Annotated in this window: 24 protein-coding genes; 17 read left to right on the forward strand and 7 right to left on the reverse strand. The window is 54.3% G+C overall.

Going from position 1 to position 22,462, the window contains the following annotated elements; genetic code table 11:
* Positions 1-339 precede the first annotated feature (339 nt).
* Together Q0J75_RS08980 and rpmB are read right to left on the reverse strand one after the other, a co-directional pair.
* Complete coding sequence (locus Q0J75_RS08980) at positions 340-678, reverse strand: histidine triad nucleotide-binding protein (RefSeq protein WP_297199873.1); 339 nt, start codon at positions 676-678, stop codon at positions 340-342.
* Between the two features lie 118 nt (positions 679-796).
* Complete coding sequence (rpmB, locus tag Q0J75_RS08985) at positions 797-985, reverse strand: 50S ribosomal protein L28 (protein ID WP_087188236.1); 189 nt, start codon at positions 983-985, stop codon at positions 797-799.
* Between the two features lie 247 nt (positions 986-1,232).
* On the opposite strand from rpmB, the gene hprK reads away from it, so the two are divergent.
* The 16 genes from hprK to Q0J75_RS09065 all read left to right on the forward strand — a co-directional run bounded on the left by hprK (position 1,233) and on the right by Q0J75_RS09065 (position 14,615).
* Complete coding sequence (hprK, locus tag Q0J75_RS08990; protein ID WP_297199874.1) at positions 1,233-2,186, forward strand: HPr(Ser) kinase/phosphatase; 954 nt, start codon at positions 1,233-1,235, stop codon at positions 2,184-2,186.
* Positions 2,187-2,280: 94 nt separating this feature from the next.
* Positions 2,281-3,723: an MBOAT family O-acyltransferase gene (locus Q0J75_RS08995; protein ID WP_297199876.1), complete on the forward strand. Its 1,443-nt coding sequence runs from the start codon at positions 2,281-2,283 to the stop codon at positions 3,721-3,723.
* An 11-nt stretch (positions 3,724-3,734) separates the two neighbouring features.
* A complete protein-coding gene (locus Q0J75_RS09000) occupies positions 3,735-4,754 on the forward strand; it encodes a hypothetical protein (protein WP_297199879.1) in 1,020 nt (339 codons plus the stop codon).
* Between the two features lie 273 nt (positions 4,755-5,027).
* Positions 5,028-5,747 carry a 30S ribosomal protein S2 gene (gene rpsB / locus Q0J75_RS09005; RefSeq protein WP_297199882.1) on the forward strand — a complete coding sequence of 240 codons (720 nt, stop codon included), beginning with the start codon at positions 5,028-5,030 and terminating at the stop codon, positions 5,745-5,747.
* 81 nt (positions 5,748-5,828) lie between these two features.
* The gene (tsf, locus tag Q0J75_RS09010; protein ID WP_297199885.1) at positions 5,829-6,743 is read left to right on the forward strand and encodes a translation elongation factor Ts; all 915 of its coding nucleotides are present in this window, start codon (positions 5,829-5,831) and stop codon (positions 6,741-6,743) included.
* A gap of 457 nt (positions 6,744-7,200) precedes the next feature.
* Positions 7,201-7,584: a hypothetical protein gene (locus tag Q0J75_RS09015; protein WP_148316740.1), complete on the forward strand. Its 384-nt coding sequence runs from the start codon at positions 7,201-7,203 to the stop codon at positions 7,582-7,584.
* A 154-nt stretch (positions 7,585-7,738) separates the two neighbouring features.
* On the forward strand, positions 7,739-9,295 hold the full coding sequence (locus tag Q0J75_RS09020; protein ID WP_297199890.1) for a Mu transposase C-terminal domain-containing protein: 1,557 nt from the start codon (positions 7,739-7,741) through the stop codon (positions 9,293-9,295).
* Positions 9,292-10,620: an AAA family ATPase gene (locus tag Q0J75_RS09025; protein WP_297199892.1), complete on the forward strand. Its 1,329-nt coding sequence runs from the start codon at positions 9,292-9,294 to the stop codon at positions 10,618-10,620. The genes Q0J75_RS09020 and Q0J75_RS09025 overlap by 4 nt, the downstream gene beginning before the upstream one ends.
* A 54-nt stretch (positions 10,621-10,674) precedes the next feature.
* Entirely contained in the window at positions 10,675-11,871 is a 1,197-nt protein-coding gene (locus Q0J75_RS09030) for a TniQ family protein (protein ID WP_297199895.1), read from the forward strand.
* Between the two features lie 3 nt (positions 11,872-11,874).
* Positions 11,875-12,174 carry a hypothetical protein gene (locus Q0J75_RS09035; protein WP_297199898.1) on the forward strand — a complete coding sequence of 100 codons (300 nt, stop codon included), beginning with the start codon at positions 11,875-11,877 and terminating at the stop codon, positions 12,172-12,174.
* Between the two features lie 2 nt (positions 12,175-12,176).
* The gene (locus tag Q0J75_RS09040; RefSeq protein ID WP_297199901.1) at positions 12,177-12,527 is read left to right on the forward strand and encodes a hypothetical protein; all 351 of its coding nucleotides are present in this window, start codon (positions 12,177-12,179) and stop codon (positions 12,525-12,527) included.
* Complete coding sequence (locus tag Q0J75_RS09045; RefSeq protein WP_297199904.1) at positions 12,524-12,811, forward strand: hypothetical protein; 288 nt, start codon at positions 12,524-12,526, stop codon at positions 12,809-12,811. The genes Q0J75_RS09040 and Q0J75_RS09045 overlap by 4 nt, the downstream gene beginning before the upstream one ends.
* A 63-nt stretch (positions 12,812-12,874) precedes the next feature.
* On the forward strand, positions 12,875-13,513 hold the full coding sequence (locus tag Q0J75_RS09050; protein ID WP_297199907.1) for a recombinase family protein: 639 nt from the start codon (positions 12,875-12,877) through the stop codon (positions 13,511-13,513).
* Position 13,514: 1 nt separating this feature from the next.
* Entirely contained in the window at positions 13,515-13,838 is a 324-nt protein-coding gene (locus tag Q0J75_RS09055; RefSeq protein WP_297199910.1) for a hypothetical protein, read from the forward strand.
* Positions 13,839-13,890: 52 nt separating this feature from the next.
* Positions 13,891-14,202, forward strand: a complete 312-nt coding sequence (locus tag Q0J75_RS09060) for a hypothetical protein (protein WP_297199913.1) — start codon at positions 13,891-13,893, stop codon at positions 14,200-14,202.
* A gap of 209 nt (positions 14,203-14,411) precedes the next feature.
* Positions 14,412-14,615 (forward strand): hypothetical protein, encoded by a 204-nt coding sequence (locus Q0J75_RS09065; protein WP_297199916.1) that lies wholly within the window; start codon positions 14,412-14,414, stop codon positions 14,613-14,615.
* 2,106 nt (positions 14,616-16,721) lie between these two features.
* Here the strand turns inward: Q0J75_RS09065 and Q0J75_RS09070 are convergent.
* Positions 16,722-17,573 (reverse strand): aldo/keto reductase, encoded by an 852-nt coding sequence (locus tag Q0J75_RS09070; RefSeq protein WP_297199919.1) that lies wholly within the window; start codon positions 17,571-17,573, stop codon positions 16,722-16,724.
* Positions 17,574-17,743: 170 nt separating this feature from the next.
* Between Q0J75_RS09070 and Q0J75_RS09075 the strand changes: the two genes are divergently transcribed.
* A complete protein-coding gene (locus Q0J75_RS09075; RefSeq protein ID WP_297199923.1) occupies positions 17,744-18,616 on the forward strand; it encodes a LysR family transcriptional regulator in 873 nt (290 codons plus the stop codon).
* Between the two features lie 187 nt (positions 18,617-18,803).
* Here the strand turns inward: Q0J75_RS09075 and Q0J75_RS09080 are convergent, their stop codons facing one another.
* The 4 genes from Q0J75_RS09080 to Q0J75_RS09100 all read right to left on the reverse strand — a co-directional run bounded on the left by Q0J75_RS09080 (position 18,804) and on the right by Q0J75_RS09100 (position 22,443).
* Positions 18,804-19,439, reverse strand: a complete 636-nt coding sequence (locus Q0J75_RS09080) for a DUF1349 domain-containing protein (RefSeq protein ID WP_297199926.1) — start codon at positions 19,437-19,439, stop codon at positions 18,804-18,806.
* A gap of 193 nt (positions 19,440-19,632) precedes the next feature.
* A complete protein-coding gene (locus Q0J75_RS13210) occupies positions 19,633-20,805 on the reverse strand; it encodes a flavodoxin (RefSeq protein ID WP_363315731.1) in 1,173 nt (390 codons plus the stop codon).
* Positions 20,802-21,458: a DUF4405 domain-containing protein gene (locus tag Q0J75_RS09095; protein WP_297199929.1), complete on the reverse strand. Its 657-nt coding sequence runs from the start codon at positions 21,456-21,458 to the stop codon at positions 20,802-20,804. The genes Q0J75_RS13210 and Q0J75_RS09095 overlap by 4 nt, the downstream gene beginning before the upstream one ends.
* Positions 21,459-21,489: 31 nt before the next feature.
* Positions 21,490-22,443: an aldo/keto reductase gene (locus tag Q0J75_RS09100; RefSeq protein WP_297199932.1), complete on the reverse strand. Its 954-nt coding sequence runs from the start codon at positions 22,441-22,443 to the stop codon at positions 21,490-21,492.
* Positions 22,444-22,462 lie beyond the last annotated feature (19 nt).

Consider the following 22,462-nt stretch of genomic DNA (forward strand, 5'->3'; position numbering starts at 1 on the left):
TTGGGGCATATTCTTCACCCCCTCTACCATTTTACCACATCAATCTCTTTTTCTCAGGTTTTGTTAGGTGCTCTAAGAATGTCGAAAAAGACCTAAGGTCTTTTTCGACAAAGAGTTGCATGACGGATGGGGTTCGATTTCTCACGAAATTGTCACCCCATTCGTCATGAGAAGTGTCCTTTCCGAGGCACATGTCCCCGGAAAGGACGGATTTCAATTTGATTCCGCCGCCTGGAGGCGGCGGAACTCTGCGAGGCTTCTTTGCCGAGAGGTTTTTCAACAAACTGAGAAAGCCGCTGACAAGGTCAGCGGCTTTCTTTTTGGTGAAATACTTTCCCTTTAGCCGGGAGGCCAGGTCATATCCCGGCCCGCCAGCACATGGAAGTGCAGATGGTGGACCGACTGGCCCGCCTGCTCCCCGCAGTTGGACACCACCCGGAAATCGGTGATCCCCTTTTCCTGGGTCACCTTGGAGATGACCTCAAAGATGTGGGCCACCACACCGGCGTTTTCCGCCGTGATCTCTCCGCAGGAGCCGATATGGGCCTTGGGGATCACCAGGAAATGGGTGGGCGCCTGGGGATCAATGTCATAGAAGGCAAAGACCTGATCGTCCTCATAGACCTTGTTAGACGGGATCTCCCCGGCGGCGATCTTACAGAACAGACAGTCGCTCATCAGCAGGACCTCCTCATTTGTAAAACTGCCTTCAGTATACCATAGAAGAGAAACCTTGTCATGCCTGGAAATGAAAAAAGGACCGCCCTGCCGGGCAGTCCCTTTTCTATTTGGTCAATCACACAGCGCGGGTGACCTTACCCGAACGGAGGCATCTGGTGCACACATAAACGTGCTTGGGCGTGCCGTTGACGATCGCCTTGACGCGCTTCACATTGGGCTTCCAGGGGCGGTTGGTGCGGCGGTGAGAGTGGGACACCTTGATGCCGAAGACAACGCCCTTGTCGCAAAATTCACATTTGGCCATTCGCTTATACCTCCTCGCTCGTCAGGATACGCTTATAAAAGCATCGAACGATATGATAGCAGATGTTTTGAAAAAATGCAAGTGTTTTTTTGAAAAAGCTTGGGAATTTTCCGTAAGGGGCGATAGAGAGAGCCCAAGAGAAAATCAGGAGCGGGCCAGGATGACTGGTTGCATTTGCTGCGGAGAAAATGGTATAATAAAACAAATTGACACCATACAGTGAAAAAGGGTAACAGGAGGTAGCGGCATGGAGAGTTTATACACCGTCAAGCTGGGGAAGCTCATCAAGGAATTTAATCTGGAGGTACTCCGGGGAGCCCCCAACTACGAGGAGCAGGACATCCGCACCGAGGATGTGAATCGTCCCGGTTTACAGCTCACCGGATTTTTTGACTATTTCGACCCCCACCGGCTCCAGGTCATTGGAAAGGTGGAGGATACCTACCTGTCCGGCCTGACCCCGGAGCAGCGGCGGGAGAGCTTTGAGCAGCTGCTCAGCCAGGAGATCCCCGCCCTCATTGTTTCCAGGGGGATCGAGCCCTATCCCGAGTGCATGGAGATGGCGGAGAAGTATGACCGGACGGTGCTCCGCAGCCAGGACACCACCAGCGTACTCATGAGCACCATCATTGCCTCCTTAAAGACGTATTTGGCCCCCCGCATCACCCGCCACGGGGTATTGGTGGAGGTGTATGGCGAAGGCGTGCTGCTGCTGGGCGAGTCCGGCGTGGGCAAGAGCGAGACCGCCATCGAGCTGGTAAAGCGTGGACACCGCCTGATTGCCGACGACGCCGTGGAAATCAAGCAGACCGTTACCCGGGGACTGGTGGGTACCGCCCCTGAGCTCATCCGCCACTATATCGAGCTGCGGGGCATCGGCGTCATCGACGTGCGCCGTCTGTTCGGTATGAGCGCCGTCAAGGAAGAGAGCGAGATCGACATGGTCATCAACCTGGAACAGTGGAAGGATGGGGCCATGTATGACCGGCTGGGGCTGGAAAACCTGTACACCACCATTTTGGATGTTCAGGTGCCCTCCCTCACCATCCCGGTGAAGCCCGGCCGGAATCTGGCGGTCATCATCGAGGTGGCGGCCATGAACAACCGCCACAAGAAGATGGGCTATAATGCCGCGCTGGAGTTTACCAAGCAGATCAACGAGCACTTTGACCAGGCCATGAGCGCCCAGATGGAAAAATAAAGAGAAAAATGAGGGCTTGCCGCGGTGGGCTCCGGTGGGGTGGATCTGCCGGAGCAACTGCGGCAGCCTTATGCTGTGAAGGATGTGAACGCAGATGACGTTTTTGTCTCTGCCCTTTTTTCTGTTTTTCCCGGTAACGGCACTGGGCTATTTCCTGCTGCCCCGCCGGATACGAAATCTGTGGCTGCTGCTGGCCAGCTGGTTTTTCTACCTGTGCGCCAAGCCGGTCTATCTCACCCTGCTGCTCTTTGTGATCCTCACCTCCTACGGAACGGGGCTGGCTTTGGAGCGGCGGCGCAGACGGTGGGTGCTGGCCCTCTGCCTGATAACGGATCTGGTTTTGCTCTTCCTCTTTAAGTATGTCAACTTCGCCCTCTCCCTGGCGGCCGGTCTGCTGGGCGCGGTGGGGATGGTATGGAATGCGCCGGTGCTGGACATTGTGCTGCCGGTAGGCATCTCCTTTTACCTGTTTCAGGCCATGGGATATATCATGGACGTATGGCGGGGAAAAGTGGGCGCTCAGCGAAATTTCCTGCTGTACGCTCTGTTTCTCTCCTTCTTCCCCCAGGTGGTGTCCGGCCCTATCGGCCGGGCAGAGGAGCTTATGCCCCAGTTTCAGACCTGCCACGCCTTTGACTGGGACCGCTTCCGGCAGGGGCTGGTCCGTTTTTTATGGGGGGCCTTTCAGAAAATGGTGTTGGCCGACCGGCTGGCTGTGCTGGTCAATACCATTTTTGCCGCGCCTGAGACCTATGGGGCGTTACAGCTGATGGGCGGCGCGGTGGCCTTCTCGCTGCAAATCTACTGTGACTTTTCCTCCTATACCAATATGGCTCTGGGGGTGGCGGACAGCATGGGATTTACCTTGCGGGAAAATTTCGATGCCCCCTATTTTTCCCGTTCCATCGCGGAATTCTGGCGGCGCTGGCATATGTCTCTGTCCAGCTGGTTCCGGGACTATCTTTATATCCCTCTGGGCGGCTCCCGGTGGGGGACGGCCCGGAAATACCGCAATGTCCTCATTGTCTTTGCGGTCAGCGGCCTGTGGCATGGCGCAGCTATGACGTTTGTGGTGTGGGGGCTGCTCAACGGCCTGTATCAGGTGATGGGGGCTGTGACCGCGCCGCTGCGGAACAGAGGATACCGGATGCTCCACATCCCAGAAGACGGACCCTTCCGGCATGGGGTCCAGATCCTGATTACCTTCCTGCTGGCCACGGTGGCCTGGGTATTTTTCAAGGCCAGTTCTCTGTCCAACGCTCTGGCAGTGTTGGGTGGGATGCTCCATGGACCGCTGTGGGTGAGACAGAGCATGGGACTGGACCGGTGGGAGCTGCTGGCGGCGGCAGCAGGCCTGCTGCTGTTGCTGCTGGTGGATCTGCTGAGCCGGCGGTACGATTTGCGGAAGGCCTATCTGAAGCAGCCCCGCTTGGTGAGATGGGCTATTTTGTGGGTGCTCCTGTTTGGTTGTCTGATCTTCGGCAGCTATGGAACAGGCTATGACGCCCAGGATTTTCTCTATGGATTCAGCTTTTAGGGGGGCGGAACATGAGACGACCGAACAAAGGAAAAGAGTGCTTTTTTGCCCTTCTTTTTCTGGTCTTGACAGGGCTGATGATCAATTTTGCTTCTGATGTACTGCGCCCAACCCAGACCTCCTACGGCTCCACCTGGTCTGCGTTCCGGGCAGAACCGGAGGACAGTCTGGATGTGATCTACCTGGGCAGCTCCTTTGCCTACTGCGATTTTAACCCCTCCCTGGTCTATGACGCCTCCGGCCTCACCGGCTATGTGATGGCGGGCGGCGAGCAGCCGCTGTCTATCACTTACTGGTATTTGAAGCAGATCTTCCGCACCCAATCCCCCTCTGCTGTGGTGCTGGAGGGGACCTCGCTCTATTTTAAACAGTATCAGAATTACACCCAGCCGAATGTGGTCCAGATGCCCTTTTCTCCAAACAAGCTGGGTGTGATCTTCACGGCAGCCGAGCCGGAGCTGCGGGTCGGATTGCTGTTTGACCTCTACTTTTACCACAGCCGCTGGCAGGAGATCGGGTGGAGCGATGTGAAAAAAGCGGTTTCCCCGGCGAAAGCCGACTATTACAAGGGGTTTACCCCCATGGATCAGGTGCTGGAGGGAGTGGGGGAGACCGCTTATGTACAGGACCGGCAGGTATCCCCGGAGGATTACGCCGCCAATCTGGAATGGCTGGGCAAGATCCTGGATCTTTGCCGGGACAACGGCGCACAGCCTATCGTTGTCTTCAATCCCAGCTATACCCGCTGTACGCCAGAGGCCTACGCCCGCAACAAAGCGGACATTTTGGATCTGGACCCTGAAACTTTGGTCTATGACTGGACGGCCAGCTTTGAGGAGATTGGCCTGATTCCCACGGAGCATCTTTATGATGGAAGCCACCTGAATCAGGACGGAGCCGCCCTTTTTTCCGCTTGGCTGGGCCGCTTTCTCACTGAGGAAGTGGGTCTGGTCCCCAGAAGACAGACCGAGGAAAACGCCTCGGCATGGGAGGCGTCGGCGGCCTGGTGGCGGGACCGTATGGCGGCCTGACGGAACGAAAATGCGTTTATTTTCTGCTGGGAGAGCCAGCTTGTCGAAAAGACCTGTAGGTCTTTTTCGACAGCCTCAAAGACCCGCAATCCATCAGGCCTCTTTTTTGACCTGAAAATGAAAAAAATCTTGCCAAATGGGACACACTGTGATATGATATCCGGGCATGATTACGCACACCCGCGGACGGGGGGCCAGGTGCTTCCGCTTGGAGGTTGGCCGGCCACGGATGAACCGGGTGGAGGAATCAACAATTAAAGGAGGAATTTTACCATGGCAGTCGTATCTATGAAGCAGCTTCTCGAGGCGGGCGTCCACTTCGGTCACCAGACCCGTCGCTGGAACCCCAAGATGGCCACCTATATCTACACCGAGCGCAACGGCATCTATATCATCGACCTGCAGAAGACCGTGAAGAAGCTGGAGGAGGCCTACAACTTCGTCCGCACTCTGGGCGAGAACGGTCAGACCCTGCTCTTCGTGGGCACCAAGAAGCAGGCTCAGGAGGCCATCAAGGAAGAGGCTGAGCGCGTGGGCATGTACTATGTGAATGCCCGCTGGCTGGGCGGTATGCTCACCAACTTCAAGACCATGCGCGGCCGCGTGGAGCGCCTGAACCAGCTGAAGAAGATGCAGGAGGACGGCACCTTCGACATGTTGCCCAAGAAGGAAGTTATGAAGCACCTGGGCGAGATCGCCAAGCTGGAGAAGTACCTGGGCGGCGTTGTGGAGATGAAGAAGCTCCCCGGCGCTCTGTTCGTGGTGGACCCTCGCAAGGAGCGCAACGCCATCAACGAGGCCCGCAAGCTGAATATCCCCATCGTGGCTATCGTGGACACCAACTGTGATCCCGATGAGATCGACTATGTGATCCCCGGCAACGACGACGCTATCCGCGCCATCAAGCTGATCTCCGGTGTGATGGCCAATGCCATCCAGGAGGGCAAGCAGGGCCAGGATGCCGCCGAGGAGCCCGAGAAGACCGAGGAGTAATTGGATCCCAGCGAATGACAGGAGCGCCCGCCCGCGCGGGCAGGCGCTCCTTTTGATATTTGAGATGGAGGTAATGTGATCATGGCAATCACTGCAAAAGACGTACAGGCCCTGCGCGAGATGACCGGCGTGGGCATGATGGACTGCAAGAAGGCCCTCACCGAGGCCGAGGGCAACATGGATAAGGCGATTGAGATCCTCCGTGAGAAGGGTCTGGCCGCTTCTCAGAAGAAGGCCGGCCGCATCGCCGCCGAGGGTATGGCTTACGCCGCTGTCATCGACGGTGTGGGCGTGGTGGTCGAGGTCAACGCCGAGACCGACTTCGTGGGTAAGAACGAGAAGTTTGTGGACTTCGTGAAGGGCGTGGCCGCTGTTGTGGCCGCCAACAAGCCCGCCGATCTGGACGCCCTGATGGCTCTGCCCTTCGGCAACGGCCGTACCGTGCAGGAGGAGCAGCAGGAGATGGTGCTGGTCATCGGCGAGAACATCAAGGTCCGCCGCTTTACCTTCTTCACCGACGGCGTCAGTGTGCCCTATATCCACGCTGGCGGCAAGATCGGTGTGCTGGTCAACCTGGAGACCGACCTGGCTGCCGACAAGGTGGAGACCGTGGGTAAGGACGTGGCCATGCAGATCGCTGCTCTGAATCCCCGTTTCTGGGACAAGAGCCAGGTGGATGACGCCACCCTGGAGGAGGAGAAGAAGATCCTCCTGGTCCAGATGTCCAACGATCCCAAGATGGCTTCCAAGCCTGACAAGGTGAAGGAGGGCATTGTGGCCGGCAAGATGGGCAAGTTCTACAAGGAGAACTGCCTGCTGCAGCAGGAGTTCGTGAAGGACAACTCCATGTCTGTGGAGCAGTATGTGGCCAACGCTGCCAAGGCTCTGGGCGGCACCATTACCTTCAAGAACGCTGTGCGCTTTGAGAAGGGCGAGGGCATCGAGAAGAAGCAGGAGAACTTCGCTGAGGAGATCGCCAAGCAGCTGGGTAAGTAATTGTGTGCTCATCCCCCCGCAAACAAGCACATTGTCCCTAAATAATGACTCCCACAAGAGTCCGAGGAAATTCGTTTCCCCGGGCTCTTTTTTTATTTCTTTTTTACTCTTTGCCCGGTTTTGGCTTGATTTAGAACTAATTTGGAACTTTTTTCGAGAAAGATGGGGCCGGCGTCCGACGGTCAAAATGGTTGGACAAACGACCAGGTTGGAGTGGGACGATCACATGGTATCTAAGAGAAATGGTATTTAAGTCAAAAAATTGACAGCAAAAACTGAATTAAATGAAAAATTTGCAGGTAGCATCATCAGATTTTTGATTTAATTCAATTTTTGAACGCAAAATTTTGAGTTAATTCCGTGACATCATCAAAATTTTGAGTTAATTCAAGGAGATAAGCAAAAATTGCTGGTACAGAAATAGCTGGAGGAGTAACTATTTAGGGAGGCAAGATACATGGAACGGACGGGAGAGCACACACGAGACATCCGATTTTATAGCAACAAGAACGGAGATATCGTATGCCTGCACAGTAAGTGGGCCAGGGACTATGCCAAATGGCTGGAAGAGCAGCCGTGGGTGCAGAGTTATCAGGTCGGTTGTCCTTTGGATGCCGACATCATGGGTCGCATATCGCGGGCGGGCATACGCACGGACTACCTGCAGGCTGGATGGGCTACCGACTTTGTGATTCGCTGCGCTGATGGTCACACGGGGGTGAGAGAGTTAATTTTAAGGCAGCAGCTAAAGAAAAAAGCATGTGTGGAGCGCCTGGAGCTATCCCGCAGATACTGGGCGGCGACCGACACGGAGTGGATGGTGGTGATCGTGAATGGATAGACCACTGCGCTTTGTATGTCGGCTTGATGCCACATTTAGAGTCCTGATAGCAACTCCCGCCGGTTGCTGGCTTATTGACTGTAACGGCCCCTCTCCACCATTTTTTGAGACCGACCTGCACAAGTATGAGCGAGTGCCAGCGCCGGAAAGCTGGATGGACGAGCGCACTGTAACACCGGCTCAAGAAGCCCGCCTGAATATGATCCAACAACTGCTCGACTGCGATGACTGCATCTCAGACAAAACCCTGCGCTACAAGATGGCGGCAGAGGCGGCACAGCAGCACCAGACTACGACACGCCGCATCCTGCGGCTGTACTACCGGTATCTTGCCACAGGACGACTCACGCAAAAGCGGACACAGCAGGCCAGCAAAAGCAACCATATGATAGAGCAAGCGATCCGGCGATACTATTTTGGTGCCAAACGGTTGTCCCTACGTGCTGCCTACGAGATGATGCTGCTGGAGGATTATGTGGGCCCCGATGGTCAGCTCGACAGCGATGCTCCCACATGGTCACAGTTTCGGCACTACTACTACGACAAGGGATACCACAAGGACCCTCAAAAGATAATTGCCCGGGAAGGTCTGACCAAATACCAGCGGGACCACCGGCCGGCATGGGGATCGTCTGCCGGATGGCGGTCACAGCCAGGATCGTATCAGATGGATGCTACACAGGCGGATATCTATCTGGTGTCCAGAGCAGACAGATCTGTCGTTGTTGGCCGACCGTATATCTACTTGGCGGTAGACACAGCCACTCACCTGATTGCCGGGGTCTATGTTGGGTATAGCTGCGATGAGACTGCTGTGATGGCTTGTATCGCCCAGGCAGCATCTGACAAAGTGGAGTATTGTGCCCGCTACGGCATCGAGATTACCCAAGAGCAATGGCCATCGGTGGGGATGCCCACGGAGATCATCACAGATCAGGGGCGTGAGTTTTTCGGTCCCCGCATGGGAGAGTTGTGCCGTCGGTACGGGCTTGAAGTACTGACCTTACCGCCATTTCGGCCGGACTGCAAGGGGGCCGTCGAAAAATCGATTGATCTGCTGCAGCAAAGATACAAGCCAATGCTGCGAGGCCGTGGTGTGATCGAGGACGACGCCCAAGAGCGATGGGCCACCGACTACCGCACGCAGGCAACCCTTGACCTTGATGATTTTGCACGGGTTGTCATCCACTCTGTACTGTACCTAAACAGCGGGAGGCTTATCGATGGTAAGACACCAGCAGAAAGATGGCTTGAGATGTCCCCAAGATTGATGACAGTGGACATGGAAGAGTTGCACATCCAGACGCTGTCCCGGGATACTGCCAAGCTGACCCGCAAGGGCATCCGGATCAATCGCATGTGGTACGCCCCGGATGATGCAGATGGGTTGACCATTGGAGACAGCTATACGATTGCCTATGATCTATCTGACCTACGTCGTATCCATATCATCCTGGCTGACAAGATTTGCCCATGTCATGCAGTTGAGATTGGTCAGCAAGTCGCTGCTTGCGAGGTTGATGCAGTATATGAAGCAACTAAGAGGAACAGGGAGGCGGCCAGGAAAAAAGAGATGGCATCGAGCATCGCCGCTACCCAGGCCATCCGATCAATCGTCGAGCACGCAGTTGAGCACAGAGAGCCAATTAGGCGAGTTGATGGAGAGCAAATCAAACAGGACAAGCTCACAGAAAGGGGGCAACTGACATGAGCAAGTATCCAGCCGGTCATACGGTCGGGGCCATCTACGAGGGTAGCAGCGGCAACCCGTACCTGGATGCCATGCCGGACATGCTCTCGCCGGAACAATTTGCCCAAGCCGTGGCAAGCTACCCCCCTATCCCCTATGATATGGCTCGGATGTCTCCAGAGGAGCGTCGGGGACTGCTGCCGTCTCTGGCATCCATCTATGTGCCGATGCCGTACCAGTACGCCATCTATGATACGCTATACCGTGCGATCGCTACGACTTACCGTACGGCCGATGTGGTGGAATCGACCAGAGCAATCAATGCCTACTACTGTGGCCGAGACACCAACTATGCCACGCAGGCAGATAGCGGGTCAATTTTGGGAGTCCCGGGGTGCGGAAAGACGGCCACTGTGCACCGGTGTCTGTCCACGATGCCACAGGTTATCGAGCACATGGAGTACCAGGGGCAGCCCTGTTACTGCAAGCAGGTACTGTGGCTGCACGTGGAGTGCCCTTCGGATTGCTCGATCAAGACTCTCGGTTATAACATCATGGCTGCGCTGGACAAGACAATCGGGTCGCAGTACCTGCCTGCGGCGCAATGGCTACGATCGGCATCTGCATCTGCCATCGCAACGCAGACTAAAATCTTGCTTGCTAACAATCATGTTGGTTTATTAGTGATCGATGAGATCCAGAATGCAGTGCTGACCGCCCGCAAAAACCACCAGGAAAAACCTATGCTCCGATATCTGGTTGAACTTACAAACGAGACGATGACCTCTATCTATTTTGTTGGCACACCAGTCGCAGAGGAGCTCTTTGTCTCCCAGGAGCATCTCAAGAGGAGAACCAGAGGTATCCGTCTGGCACCATTTCGACCGGACGGAGCATATCTCGATTTTTTGAACAAGATATGGCCCTATCAGTACACAGTACAGATGGCAGAGCTAACCACATCCATCGGCAATAAGCTGTACGATTCCAGCGGCGGTATCCCGGCCTATATCATCAAGATTTTTGCAGAGTCACAGGCCCAAGCATTGTTGCAAGGCCGCAGCTGCATCGATAAAAAAGTGATCCAGCGGGCAATCGAACTGCTGGCTATCAAGGTACCTCGAACCTATGCGGCCGGAACTCATATCTCAGATTTTGAAATTGGGATGGTTGTACCAGAGCCGCCGCTGGATCAGGAAGAAATACCTCGGCAATATGCAAACAAAAGAGGCCGTAAGGCAGCGCAGAGAGATGATGGAGATCTGCTCGTGGCGTACATGGCCGGAGTTGATATTGAGGCGCATCTCAAGGAAAACGGATATCTGGAGGCGGATTATCATGGGTAGCCAAAAGATGCACTGGGTCCCTAATGAGCTTGCACATTTGATGGGGTTGCGTTGATGCTGACCTACTTTCCCACACCCTACCCCGGAGAGTGGTGGTACTCCGTCCTCTGCCGCTACCATGTGCGATCCGGGCATTCCAAGCACGCAACCACTATCAGTGAGCTATACGGTGGTCGACCTATGGTGCATGGCAGACTTATCCCTGGAGGTGACTGCGCCGCCATCTTGTCCAACTTGCCGTCTGGGGTGCTGTCGATTGATGATGTATTGGCCAATCATACTCTGCTGCCATACTATACCCGCTTTTTTGAGACAGATAAGAAGCGGCAGGTATGGGAGGCATTACAGGTTGGCCGTGGCTCAGGTATTACCAGTGTGCGGACGCAGATGCCGGATGGTACAGAGGGCCTTAAATTTTGCCCTAATTGTTATCTCTTAGATACACAGGAATATGGGGAGCCATTTTGGCGCCGAGTGCATCAGATCCCCCTCTTGGGCTACTGCCCGATGCACAAAATCCGACTTGTTACTGTACCCATCAAATTTGCACGGCTATCTGAGGTGTTTCTCCCACTTGGGTCTGTTCAATGTCAGGAAGTTGAACACGGCAAAGCCCCGTGGATGGAGCCGCTAACGGATATGCTGACAGCGCTATTATGCAGAGACTATGCCCCAACGGTTGGATACAACAATCTGCATACAGCATTGATCAACGCAGGATATGGGGTGGACAAGATCAGCAAGTATCAGACCCTGAGCGTTGAAAAAATCCAGGAGGCGGCAAGGGCGTATTATGGCGCGCAAATCTATGAGCAGTACTTTGCCAGCTTGTCTGCCGCCGTACTATCACGGCTCGTGCATTGGCAGCTATCATCTCCAGACCGATATGCACTGCTCGCTGTGCTTGTTGGCCTGGATGCTGACACGCTGTTTGGACCGGCACTCGGTGTCACAGATCCACTGTTGGAGAGGCTCTTGTCCTGCAAGGAGGCAGGTGTGGTATACGGTAAAAGCGATTTGGCTGCAAAGATGGGCATACAGCCTGGGCAGTTGGACTCGTTGGCAGCAAAGTATCAAATAGAGCCCTTTTGGCGGCAGATCCGTCAGGAGCGCAATCGGTGTATTCGGTTGTTACTAACAGACAATGAGTATGATGCTATCTCGCAAGCGGCAAAAGAAAACGGCAACACACCACTTGCTGTGTTTGCACGTACAATCATTTTGGATGTTTTACAAAACAAGGAGAGATGACCCATGAACAGATACCGGAAGATCCTGAAAGAAGTACTGGAACAAGACGGTGAAGAGCGTGAGCGTAAGATCGAGTACCTGATGCCTACGCTGTGCGGGTTAGTTGACGATGCTCCCTATTTCTCCGCGTTGGACAACGGTGCAGCCGCGCTGACAGCGCTGTACACCCTGTGTGTCAGTCACAATATCAATACCGTAAATCACTATCAGGCAATAAAAGAACGCTTGGTGCATCTGATCGATGACCTGCTGGATGAGATGCTGGATCAATTCCCGCCTCAAAACCCGATGGGAGAGGAGTAAACGTGGACAAGTATCGTAAAATTTTGCAGGAAGTAAGAGGAAAACAGCAGAAAAAAGACCAGGAAAAACAGGCAAGGGACATTGCTGAGACTATGTGCTTGTCCATTGATGAGAGCCCGCACATGATTGCTATGGAGGATGGGGCAGCAGCAGTTGCAGCTATGTATACCCTGTGCGTAGATGATGGCCTCGACACTGTCATGGAGTATCTGGAGCTCAGAGAGCACCTTGATGGGCTCCTGGGTGACATGTATGACAAGATGCGAGAGATATACTCAGTACCTGCCCAGGGGGAGGGCGGCAAGTCCACGCCGCGCATTGGCGCCGATATGGGCCAGGAGGATTGCCCATGATATGGATGGATAGTTACGCCAAAATCCATGCGCTCACCCTAAGCTGGGTGTCCAGAGATAAGGATATGATCGACTGGACGGATGAGGCTCTATGGCCTCTGGTATCCCACGCTGACATGGAGACCATGATGTGGGCTATGTCTGCGTTTGTGACCATTACCTCTACGCATCCCCCCGCTGGCGTTACCCCTGGTACCTACCGGCTGGCGTGCAGGATAATTAGAGACAAAATTGAGCAGGCAATCGAGGCAAAGCTTAGGGTGGCAGAGAACTGCTGTCCGTAAAACATGTGTTTGCCGTTACACGTTGAGGGCCCCCTTTTGGGGGCTCGAAGGAGGCAAAAACAGGTGGAATCTGTAACGAAAACGGCAGAGAGGATTATCGTTACACATGGCTATGCTCGATGCAGCACCAATGAGAGCAAACAAGACATTGACAGGCAGGTGCGAGAACTCAAGGCAGCAGGTGCAACCAAGATATGGATGGAGTATGAGCACGGGGATGCACCGACCAAAGAGCAGCAGGATATGATGTGGGATACAGTCCGCCCGGGAGATACGGTAATAATCACAGAGCCATCCCGCCTGTCCCGCTCAGTGCAGCAATTTTGTGCGATCGTGGAGACGATCAAAACGAAGCGCATCAGGCTCCAGATCCTGGGTAGTATCACCATTGACTGCCGGACAAATGAGCCGGACCCGATGACTGTGGCCTTTCTCCAACTCATTGCCGTATTTTCAGAGTTGGAGTTGAGCATGATCCGGGCCCGTGTGCGCTCCGGCGTGGCCAATGCCAGGGCTAAGGGCAAACAACTGGGCCGCCCTCCTATCACGGCAGAGCGCATCCCTGATAGCTTTTTCCGATACTTAGCTAAATATCAAATTGGAGAAATAAATGTGAGCGAACTGGCCAGGCTGGCACAAATAAGCCGTCCTACAGCCTATCGATACCTGTCAGCTGTAAATAAAGAAAGGAAGGGCAACTAATATGACGGAATGCTACCGTTATGCTGTCGACACATACGAGCAGATGACCGATGACGCGAAAGCAAAAATCTCCCTGGAGCTGCTGTATAACGCCATCTGCTATTATCATGGCGATGCAGAAGAAATCGTGCAAAAGCTGTTGCGTATGGATCAACCGGCCCTTAGCAAATTGGGAAAGTCTTTGGCCGATATGAGGCGGCATGTCAAAAAGCTGCATAAGGCCACATTGGCTGCAATGCCTGCCTCAGGACGGTCGATGTTTGCGACTGGGGAAGTGGAGGATATCATCTTTTACCGCCTCTCCAATGGTCTGGAAATCAAATAGGATTGGAGCTAACAACAACCAAGTAGTATGTGTATAAGAAAGAAGGATTGCAATGAAAAAAGACAGCAAGATCAACGCGGAAGTGGGAAAAATTGCCGGGGAAATTGAAAATGCAGGGCTGGATGTGCCTAAAATTAAATGCAGCATCTGCGGCAGGGAGACGCCGGCCCATGCGGTATATGCATTGCCGGAGGTATGGCGTCATGCACGGCAGATGGCACTGTACATGCTGGGTAAGGCGGCCAAACCCGAGCCGGTAGACGAGCAGGCGCTGGTTAGCAAATATGGGTATACGATCCATGATGTGTTTTGCACCGACTGCTGGCTGGATCTCATTTTGGATGGTGGCCCCAAAGAGAACTGATAATATCTTATATACAAAGAAACGCGTTGAGAGTAGGACATTATAATAATGGACTCTGTTGTCCCCCTTGTCTACTGGCCTGATGCTGGGAAGCCATATACAATCCAGCATCGGGCAGACGCCCGGGAGCATATGTGTGTGGGTGCGCAAAGATAACTTGACAATGGAATTTTCTTTGTATATAAGATAGATAATAAGGGGGCAAATGTATGGAAGACGACACTGAACTGATTACAATTACAATTGATGCTGACCTTGAAGCAAAAGTAGAAGAGATAATTCGGCCTATGGGCATCACCCAAGAGCAATTGATTGTTGGATTTTACCATTGGTGTGTCGAAGAGCCAGAGCAAGCGGTTGCCTATTTGCAAAAGGCACAGAAAGAGCAAAGTAAAGGACTCCATCACGATTGATTAACTAATAATCGGGCTCGCCTTAGATGGCGGGCCCGATATTTTTGCGCACAGAAAGTTGTATACAGTACTTGTTGATGCCTTTTGGGTGCCTTTATCCTACAGGATGATGCATATTTTTTGAAGGCATATAATATATACAGGAGCAGCGCTCTGACCCCTATGTAACAATGCATCAGTTGCGACGACACTGTGTCGTGAGCACTGTGTGTAATTATAAAGGCATGGGGGAGAGCTGCTGGTCCTACGCGCCAATCAAATTTTGGCTACATGCATATATTAGCAATAGTCCTATGGCTATATGACAACAAGACTTCACCGCATATCGTTGCGCTCAAAAAAATTTAAAATAAATTTTTAGGGGCATTGAAAAACGTGTTTTAACTGTTTTTGCATGAAATTGCAATTTAATCGCGATAAATGGTCTGATTGTTGTATACAACATTGATTTTTGTGAAATGGGATATAAATTTGCCGCATAATATATATACAGACAACGCCTCGTAGCGCGTGGGAGCCAGGGACACCCGATTGGAGTAAACCCATCATTCCAACCGAGCTACCTCCACAGCGAGCAGGCTGCATATAGGATCTGCCGGCAGGCGCCGGCAGCGTGGGTCGATGCGTGTACCAGCCCGCGATATCAATAATTGGACCTGGTGTGACAGAGCCGCTGCAATAAGTCTGTTCGGGGGAATGCGTGGGCATGGTAATCTAAAACCTCCGTCAACCGGGTGTGCCTGACCGGGTTCATATAAATTAGGCAGGAGGGCTTCTCGCCGGCGAAAGCCGGGGGAATCCACTCATACAAACCTCATGGAGCGAGAAGACTGAGGCGAGTGGATTGGCAGATTACCGCTGATCAGATCAAATGTAGGTCTGATATACCCCCTGTGCCGCGTGAGAGAGTAGGACTCTATTTTTCTCGCGCGCCGCACAGGGGGTGGACTGCGCGTGCCGGTAAAGTAAGCCAACTGTCCCGCTCGTGCTTGCACGGGCAGTAAACAGTCTTGTATACAAGGAAAAGCGTTGGAGGTTGGCTGTTGTTCCTAACACGCAGGGCGACGGCCAAGACAACTGCACGATGCAGCAGCGCAGAAGACTCCCAGACGGCCCTGGAGGCCGCCAGCAGCCCCTGCAGCCCCGGTCGAGCCCCGGCAGACCCGGCAGTATCGGTTGAGGCGCAGCGGAACCGGCCAGCACCGCCCGGGTCGTAGCAAAACCTGAACGATACAGCTTGGGTAGTAACAAAACCCTTGCGCAACAGCGCTTGCATCGTACACGGAGCGTTGCAAAACTTTAACGATACAGCACGTGCCTGCCTGCTCGACATACTTAATAGGAGACTGGGAAGAAAAAACTTTAGCGTGATAAAGTGTCCTTTGTTGAACGAAGAGGGGAGGGGAGACTTTCTGTTCTCGGTGGTGGGAGAAGGAGAATCCTCCTATTCCTGGAAGTTGGAGAGGAGACTTCTTCTTGTTTGTAGGGGAGGGAAGAGGAGAATGTTGGTTGTGGCATTGGTTGGAAGAAGAGAGTCTCTTTTGTCTGTGCGGGACAGAGGAGACTCTCTTTTAAGTGTACGAAAAGATCGTATACCTTGAAATCACTATTCTTGGTAGCAAAATGCACCTTGCAGATGAGGACCCACCAGGAAGCATCTTTAGGACTGCTGATCCCGTGTAGCCAGCCCTACAAGCATATCGTTTGCAGTGGGATTGTTAACAGGCAGGGTAAGTAGCCTCTGGTCAGATTTCACACAGAGTTTGGGATGGTCGAAGGGGATCGAACACTTGACTTTACAGATGCGAACAAGCCCCTGGAACTTTTTCCGAGTGTTTCTGGTTGTTTTTAGCCGTTTCCGCTCCGCTCCACTTCATCTTTAGGCCTCTTTGACCATGCTGTTTCCGTGTGGTCCAGGACGGTGTGTGGTAGGTTCTGTGGTCAGAAACGCTCCCCAGCCCTTGCCGGTGTTTTTCGCCGACAGGGACGGGGAGCGCTTTTTATGCCTGTTAACTGTCTGCATTGTAACTCTGAGGGCAGGATGAAGCAAGTCCTTTCTGCACCGTCCACGGCTCAGAAATTGGGGGACTGTAAACAAAAAGAGGCTTACGGATGGATCTTCAGATTGTGGAGCATCTTGATGAACTCAGGGTTATTGTGGTCCACAATGCTGCTGTGGCCCATATCCAGGGTGTCGATCCTGTCCATTTCCTCCTTGGTAAGGGAGAAGTCCCAGATATCAAAATTCTGTTCCATGCGGTCCCGGTGAATGGTCTTGGGAATGACCACCACGCCCCGCTGGACATTCCAACGCAGAGCCACCTGGGCGGCAGTTTTACCGCGACCGCGCCCAATCTCCGTGAGAACCGGGTTGGTGAACAGACCGAACTGTCCCTCGGCAAAGGGCCCCCAGGCCTCGGGGACCACGCCGTAATCTGACATGGTTGTCATGGTCTCCTTCTGGTGGAAGAAGGGGTGGATCTCCACCTGGTCCACGGCTGGCTTTACATCCACAAACTCGCAGAAGTCCAGCAGCCGGGCTGCGTGGAAGTTGCTCACGCCAATGGCCCGAAGTTTCCCATCCCGATAGGCCTCCTCCATGGCCCGCCAGGCGCCCGGGTAGTCGCCCACCGGCTGGTGGATCAGATACAGGTCCAGGTAATCAAGACCCAGGTTGTTGAGCGAGGTCTCAATGGCTCTTTTGGCGCCCTCGTAGCTGGCGTCCTGTACCCACAGTTTGGTGGTGATGAACAGCTCCTCCCGGGGAACCCCACTCTTGGCGATGGCAGCGCCAACCGCCTGCTCATTCATGTAGGCCGCCGCCGTGTCAATGAGGCGGTAACCCACGTCAATGGCGTCCAGCACCGCCTGCTCACACTGGACCGGGTCTGGCACCTGAAAGACTCCGAAGCCCTCCATGGGCATCTTTACGCCGTTGTTCAAGGTCACATAGTCCATATTGCATTCTCCATTCATAAATCGTATGCTTCTGGCTTTTGACCTGATTGTAGCGGCGCAGAGAGAAAAAGTACAGAACCGATTTCGCATAGAAGTATTCACTATATGAATACTGACTTGTCAAGGGTAGCCCGGCCTGCTATCATGGAGGCGAACGGGAGGTGCGTTTTATGATGGAACTGGAGCAGCTGCGGCAGCTGGTAGCCTTTGCGGAGCAGGGCACCCTGTCCAGGGCGGCGGAGGAACTGCATATTTCCCAGCCCTCGTTGAGCCGGACCATGCAGGCGCTGGAAGAGGAACTGCAAGCGTCTCTGTTTATCCGGCAGAAAAACCGGATTGTCCTCAACGAGGTAGGACAGGTGGCCGTGGAGTATGCCCGGCAAGTGCTTGCGGCGGCAGAGGAATTGGCGCGGCGGGTACAACTGGCCCAGCGTACCGGGCGGAGCGTTGCACTTGGCTCCTGCGCCCCCGTTCCCATTCAGGATCTCCGGCCGCTGCTTCAGGAGCTGTACGACGGCGTGGCAGTTGCTCCGGAGCTGAATAGCTCGGACAATGCGTTAGTGGACGGCCTTCGACAGGGGCGGTATCAGATCGTGGTCACCCATGAGCCACCGCCCCGGGACGAGGAACTGTTTTGCTTTCCCTACCGGGAGGAGCACCTCAGCCTGCTGGTTCCGGTCAATCACCCTCTGGCCCGGCTGACCGCCATCCGGGCAGCCGACCTGGCCCATCAGAACCTTCTGCTCTATTCGGAGATCGGCTTTTGGACCGAGGTGTGCCGGGAAAAACTGCCCCAGGCCCATTTTCTCTTCATGAGTGAATGGGATGCTTTTGGAGAACTGGTGGGATTGGGCGCATTTCCCTCCTTTGTGACCGATGCCTTTGCCCCTGGTCAGCCAATCGAGAATAAGGTGGTGATTCCCATTGAAGATGAGAACTTCCAGGCGGTCTATTACTTCCTTTGCCTGGAAAAGGATCGGGAAAAATTCCGGGCACTCATTACCCGTCTTCAGGAAAAGAGGTTTTGGACAGAGCCTCTTTGAATAAAAGGGCTGAGACCGGAAATAGAAACAGGCCCCGGAAGGAAAGCTGTACTTTATGGGTAACTGTTTCTTCCTGTGATCGCAAGAAATTTCATCCATAATACAATACCGCCATCCAATTCCGGATAGAGGATTTTGGATGGCGGTGAAATTATGTTGTGTTATGATTTGAAATTGAGGAAATCAACTACTTTTTCTGCGCCGGTATACCCGTAGGTTCATCCGGAGCCTGCCCATCATGTGCCAGCCACTTGCAGTCCGTCATTTCCATGTTCGTGAAAACCGCGCGGAAGGACGAGTCCTCCGGGCTGCAGGCATAGATACCAAAGGATATTTTGCCCCTGGCTTCGTTTAGGTGACAGATGCGCATCTGATGAAACGCCTTGCCGTCTTCCGAGCACTCAATACAAAAATCATCTTCTCTGCGGCTCAAGCGGTACCACATGGTTTTTACATAGGCAGGGATTTCCGTGGTCGCCCAGTCAGAATAGCCGCGGTTGGTCACTACGCTGCCCAGGTGCTGGAACTGCTCATTCTCATATTCCACAGAACCTTTCAGCCAATTTTCGCTGTCCAGATACACGACGATCCCACACTGGTCAAAACGGTGATGGCTTTCGGAAAATTCGGTTTTCACCAAAAAGGAAAAGAAGGTTTCTTCCGTTTCCATCTGCAGTACGGGCGCATTATCATTGCGGAAATGGTAATAGGTTCTTTGCCACAGATCTGTGTGCGGTTTTGTGACGATTTCGATTCGATCCTGTGTAATCACACAACTCTTTGGTTCCCGCGTCCAGGTTACGTTTTGAATGTCAAAGTTCAAGATGATCCCCCCTGTGGTTCTGGCTCCTGCTTTTTATCTCCGGCTGTCAGCTTTTACATACTTCACCCATAAGACCGTGTTATTCAACATACCAGACAAAAGCTGATTCTGTTCCCTATACGGCGATAGTATAGCATATTGTCAGCATATTCTCAACTTTGACAGGGACCGCGAAGCTGCCCGCAAAGGTCAGTCAAAGCTGGGGCTGGGTATCCTCGGCGTCTGCAGAGGCTTCGGGAAGATCCAGTCCTTCTACCCAGGCGGTTACGGCGTCCTGGGACGCGCTGCCGCTGAAACGCTGGCCGGACAGCCAGTTGGCATTGAGCGCCAGGGACTGAAGGTTGGTAGCACTGGAGCCGATACCGCTGGAACCGGAGGTGCAGAAGGGCACGATGGTCACGCCGTCAAGATCATAGCTCTCCAGGAAGGTGTAGATGATCTTGGGGGCCTGCCCCCACCAGATGGGGTAGCCCAGGAATACCACATCGTAGTCCTCCATATGCTCTACACTACCGGAAATAGCGGGCCGGGCATTGGGATCGTTTTGTTCCTGGTTGGCCCGGCAACCGTCGTTGTTGTAGTTCAGATCCTCGCTGGTATAGGGGTCTTCCGGGACAATCTCATAGAGGTCGGCGTTCAGAATTGTCTGGAGGTGCTGGGCAATGCTCTCTGTGTTACCAGTGGCGGAGAAATAGGCGACCAGAGTCTTGCCTACTTCCGGTTCGGGCTCGGGGGTTACGGGGGGCTCGGCATCCTGATGATAGCGGGTCAGAATGGTAGCCATCTGGGCGCGGGTGGCCTGGCCCTGAGGCTGGAAAAGATTTGCACCCACACCGCTCATATAGCCGTTCTCTCTGACCCAGTCCACCGCAGTGTCTGCCCAGGAGGCAATGCTGCTCTCATCGGCAAAATCCGAACCGGCATTGGCGGAGGGGCTGCCGGAGTACCGCCACAGCATGACGGCCATCTGTTCCCGGGTGAGGGGGTCGTCTGTACCGAACAGGCCGTTGCCGTACCCGCTGACCACCCCATTCTGACTGGCCCACAGGACTGCGTCAGAGTACCAGGCGCCGGGCTGGGTGTCGGTGTAGCTGTCAGTGCCGGAGACAGCGGGGGTGCCGGCCAGACGGTACAGGATGGTCGCCATCATGGCACGAGTGGTGGGGGTGTTGGGAGAAAAAGTGGTTTCGCTGGTACCGGCCATCAGGCCATTGTCCCGGCAGTAAACCACAAACTCGGCGTACCAGGCGTCCGCCTCCACATCGGAGAAGCCGGTATCCTCCACCGCCGCATAGGCCGGAGCACATAGGCTCAGCACCAATGCCAGGGCCAGGAACAATGTCCATACTCGTTTCAGATTTCTCATAATTTTCCTCCATGTTTTCTGATGAATTGATTGGCATAGTGGGCCAAAAAGATCCAAAGCCCCATCATGGCCAGGTATTCCGCCAGGAACTGAAGGGGCGGCTGCTCGTAGTCGAAGAACACGAACATGGTGCGAAGGAAGAGATAATCGATCAATCGGTGCTTTACAAAAGCATAGATACCGTAAGCTGCCACAGCAGCAGCCATCAGCCGCAATATAAGGGTGCGCATAGCGGACGGAGCGGTCGCTCCTGCCGCCTTTCGGATCACACCAAGGATCATATTCCAGTGCAGCCCCAGGTGGAGCGACATGAGGATGAAACTCCAGTAGACGCATACCATGTGGGCAAGCCTTGCAAGAGACATGCCGCCCTGGATGGGAAGGAAAGCAAACACATACTGGCTCATAACGATGCCGCTGACCATACAGCCCAGAATGGCCAGAAATACCAATATCACCAGCAGAGACTGCAGCACCCGATAGGGCGTATAGCGTCCCCGGCCTGACTGGCGGATCCAGGAGAGATTGAGGATGTGGTGGAGGATGAACAGTACCAGCGCGGCGGCGCCGATCCACTCATGGTACTGCTGACCGGTCAGCATGAAGGACATCAGTCCCAGCAGGCATACCGTCATCAGCAGATCAACCATCATGCGCAGGATCAGTTTCCTGTTCCTCATAGGCTCATACCATAGGGGCTTCCCAGGAGCCGCGGGTGTCAACGCCCGCATCCGCGGCCAGCTGCTCCAACTGGACGACCTCATCGACGGTCAGGGTAATGCCGGTGGCAGCGGCGGCCTCGGTCACATGGCGGGGCTTGGTCACACCGATCAGAGGAATGGCTCCCTTGGCAATGGCCCAGGCAATGGCGATCTGGGAGACAGAGGCACTGTATTTCTCGCCCATCTGTGCCATGGCCGCCGTCAATTTCTCCAGCTGAGGCAGAAGAGGGTTGTAGGTTTCCGCTCGCTGGCTGCCCTGAGGCAGAGGATGGGCGGTGTCATACTTGCCGGAGAGGGCCCCCTGTTCCAGTACCATGTAGGCAAAGAAGTCCATGCCCTGCTCCCGGCAGTAGTCCAGGATCCAGGCCCGCTCCGAGGAGCGGTACAGGAGGCTGTAGTGGTTCTGCACGGCGGAGAGCTTTACGCCGCCCTGTGCCAGGATCTCCTGTGCCCGCTTGATCTGGGCCAGATTGTGGTTGGACACACCCACCCGGCGAACCTTCCCGCTCTTCACCAGAGGAGCAAGGAAGGGGGTCCAGCGTTCCACATCGGCGGGATTGTGAATCCAGTAGATGTCGATGTAGTCCGTGCCCAGCCGCTCCAGGCTGCTCCGGCACATCTCATCCACCGGGTCGTCGCTCTCACCGGCGATCTGAGGGGTAAACTTGGTGGAGAGAATGATCTGCTCCCGGGGACTGGCCTTGGCAAAGGCGCCCAGAATATCCTCAGAGGCACCCATGCCGTACACCACGGCAGTGTCCCACAGGTTGAGGCCCTGCTCCATGGCAGCGTCAAATACGGGCTTCAGGTCCTCTGCGCTGAGGTGGTTGCCGAAGACCTGGTCGCCGCCCACGGCACCGGTTCCCCAGGACCAGGTACCCAAAGCCACAGCAGGCATCTGCTTGTTGTGTTCCATCGTTTCTTTCTCCTTTCCA

Source organism: uncultured Flavonifractor sp. (assembly GCF_944385615.1).
Classification (GTDB): Bacteria; Bacillota; Clostridia; order Oscillospirales; family Oscillospiraceae; genus Flavonifractor.

Bases quoted from the DNA above. Each gene is read 5' to 3' on its own strand.
- Q0J75_RS08980 (WP_297199873.1), bottom strand. From the start codon at position 678: ATGAGCGACTGTCTGTTCTGTAAGATCGCCGCCGGGGAGATCCCGTCT.
- rpmB (WP_087188236.1), bottom strand. From the start codon at position 985: ATGGCCAAATGTGAATTTTGCGACAAGGGCGTTGTCTTCGGCATCAAG.
- hprK (WP_297199874.1), top strand. From the start codon at position 1,233: ATGGAGAGTTTATACACCGTCAAGCTGGGGAAGCTCATCAAGGAATTT.
- Q0J75_RS08995 (WP_297199876.1), top strand. From the start codon at position 2,281: ATGACGTTTTTGTCTCTGCCCTTTTTTCTGTTTTTCCCGGTAACGGCA.
- Q0J75_RS09000 (WP_297199879.1), top strand. From the start codon at position 3,735: ATGAGACGACCGAACAAAGGAAAAGAGTGCTTTTTTGCCCTTCTTTTT.
- rpsB (WP_297199882.1), top strand. From the start codon at position 5,028: ATGGCAGTCGTATCTATGAAGCAGCTTCTCGAGGCGGGCGTCCACTTC.
- tsf (WP_297199885.1), top strand. From the start codon at position 5,829: ATGGCAATCACTGCAAAAGACGTACAGGCCCTGCGCGAGATGACCGGC.
- Q0J75_RS09015 (WP_148316740.1), top strand. From the start codon at position 7,201: ATGGAACGGACGGGAGAGCACACACGAGACATCCGATTTTATAGCAAC.
- Q0J75_RS09020 (WP_297199890.1), top strand. From the start codon at position 7,739: ATGGACGAGCGCACTGTAACACCGGCTCAAGAAGCCCGCCTGAATATG.
- Q0J75_RS09025 (WP_297199892.1), top strand. From the start codon at position 9,292: ATGAGCAAGTATCCAGCCGGTCATACGGTCGGGGCCATCTACGAGGGT.
- Q0J75_RS09030 (WP_297199895.1), top strand. From the start codon at position 10,675: ATGCTGACCTACTTTCCCACACCCTACCCCGGAGAGTGGTGGTACTCC.
- Q0J75_RS09035 (WP_297199898.1), top strand. From the start codon at position 11,875: ATGAACAGATACCGGAAGATCCTGAAAGAAGTACTGGAACAAGACGGT.
- Q0J75_RS09045 (WP_297199904.1), top strand. From the start codon at position 12,524: ATGATATGGATGGATAGTTACGCCAAAATCCATGCGCTCACCCTAAGC.
- Q0J75_RS09055 (WP_297199910.1), top strand. From the start codon at position 13,515: ATGACGGAATGCTACCGTTATGCTGTCGACACATACGAGCAGATGACC.
- Q0J75_RS09060 (WP_297199913.1), top strand. From the start codon at position 13,891: ATGAAAAAAGACAGCAAGATCAACGCGGAAGTGGGAAAAATTGCCGGG.
- Q0J75_RS09065 (WP_297199916.1), top strand. From the start codon at position 14,412: ATGGAAGACGACACTGAACTGATTACAATTACAATTGATGCTGACCTT.
- Q0J75_RS09070 (WP_297199919.1), bottom strand. From the start codon at position 17,573: ATGGACTATGTGACCTTGAACAACGGCGTAAAGATGCCCATGGAGGGC.
- Q0J75_RS09075 (WP_297199923.1), top strand. From the start codon at position 17,744: ATGATGGAACTGGAGCAGCTGCGGCAGCTGGTAGCCTTTGCGGAGCAG.
- Q0J75_RS13210 (WP_363315731.1), bottom strand. From the start codon at position 20,805: ATGAGAAATCTGAAACGAGTATGGACATTGTTCCTGGCCCTGGCATTG.
- Q0J75_RS09095 (WP_297199929.1), bottom strand. From the start codon at position 21,458: ATGATGGTTGATCTGCTGATGACGGTATGCCTGCTGGGACTGATGTCC.
- Q0J75_RS09100 (WP_297199932.1), bottom strand. From the start codon at position 22,443: ATGGAACACAACAAGCAGATGCCTGCTGTGGCTTTGGGTACCTGGTCC.